This window comes from Serratia oryzae (assembly GCF_001976145.1).
GTDB lineage: Bacteria > Pseudomonadota > Gammaproteobacteria > Enterobacterales > Enterobacteriaceae > Chania > Chania oryzae.
This window is the reverse complement of sequence record NZ_MOXD01000045.1, coordinates 1-1,337: the sequence shown is the minus strand read 5'-3', so window position 1 is coordinate 1,337 and position 1,337 is coordinate 1. Positions and strand designations below refer to the sequence as shown.

3 protein-coding genes are annotated in these 1,337 nt (G+C 48.1%); all 3 read right to left on the bottom strand.

Features of this window, described 5'->3' with window-relative positions; genetic code table 11:
* On the bottom strand, positions 1 to 110 hold a 110-nt coding region (locus BMI79_RS24695; RefSeq protein WP_482822393.1), incomplete at its 3' end, for a putative zinc ribbon protein.
* Positions 111 to 387: 277 nt separating this feature from the next.
* Positions 388 to 609, bottom strand: a complete 222-nt coding sequence (locus BMI79_RS22800) for a helix-turn-helix transcriptional regulator (protein WP_076944410.1) — start codon at positions 607 to 609, stop codon at positions 388 to 390.
* 142 nt (positions 610 to 751) lie between these two features.
* Positions 752 to 1,337 (bottom strand): inovirus Gp2 family protein (locus tag BMI79_RS22795; RefSeq protein ID WP_083704531.1); only part of this gene is annotated, 586 nt, incomplete at its 5' end.

The following is a 1,337-nucleotide window of genomic DNA, read 5'->3' as shown; positions in this document are numbered from 1 at the left end:
GCACTATGGCAGAAAGTGCAAGGTTTGGCCCCCGCGTATTGGCGGTGGCACTGCGTACATATCCAGCCGGTCGCTGCGCTAACTGGGTTTACGGCGTTGATCTTTTGCATGTTGAGTTTCCTTCAAACAATGGGAAACGCTGGCCCTGCGCCAGATTCAGAGAACATCACATGAAGCAGGGGGCGCGAGAGTGTTATTGAGTCAGGTTGGGGTCGTCGAATGGACGTTTTTTGTCAGCAAGGCCATGTGCCGTAGCAGGATGTGATTGATGACATTGTTATTCTCCGGTGTATTGGACGCAGTAATACGCACGCCCGAATAGCAATTCGTTCGAAAAAGAAGGTTAAATGGGGTAAATCAGAACGCAGTAACGAGTGGAGATTGGTACTACGCTGGTGTACGGGACAGGTCTATTCTCTCTTGCATCCAGGCATGGACCTCACTGTGTAGCCATCTGGAACTGCGTCCTAATTTGATGGGCTTGGGAAACTTGCCTTCGCTGATAAGCTTGTAGAACCATTTGTCGGTTAAGCCGGTGAATGTGGTGATAAAGGCCATATCCACCAGCTTATCGTCCAGCAGGTTTAATTCGGTCAGTTGATTACTCATGATGTCTCTCGCCGTCTTACGTTAATGGAAGACAGTCGCAAGCCATTACCACAGCCCCTTTGCGGGTCTGTATTCACTCGGTGCGGCTTACTCTGTCATTACCATCGGCGAGCGAGTAAAAAATTACGTTGACCGTTCCCTATCAATATTGACTACAACCAAATGAACGTTCGTCAGGGCCAATGCTTTTAGATTTAAACTTGGCCAGGTAGCTGGAGCGGTAGAGCAGTTCTGTATAGGCGTTGAAGCTGAATTCCTTCTGATAAGCCAGGTAAAACACCGGTTTATCGGGGAAATAGGTTAACGATTGATTCTCGGGATAGGCAACACGCAATGCACGCGCCCACGCTCTCGAAATCATGCAAGCCAGATTGCCGCTTTCCTTTGTGTAATCCCCGAGAAACCCATAAGCATGTTTGTTGAGCAGCAGCAAAACATGGTAATGCTTTTTCCCTTCTTGACTAAACTCCTTGACCCATACGTAACGAAGAACACAGGAATGTACCTGCTTGTTGGTTTTTATTTTCCTACGCAGATCCGCTTTAATTTGGGCTTTTAATGACTCGATAAAACGCGATATACACGCAGGGTCTGTCGCGGCGTCCATATCAGTATCGATATCAACATCCGGCAGTCGTAAATCAACACGCACCGCCAATGTTCGATGGTGGCACAGCAAGGCTTTATCGATCGTTTCCTGTATGCGGTCCATATAGTGCTGACACAAG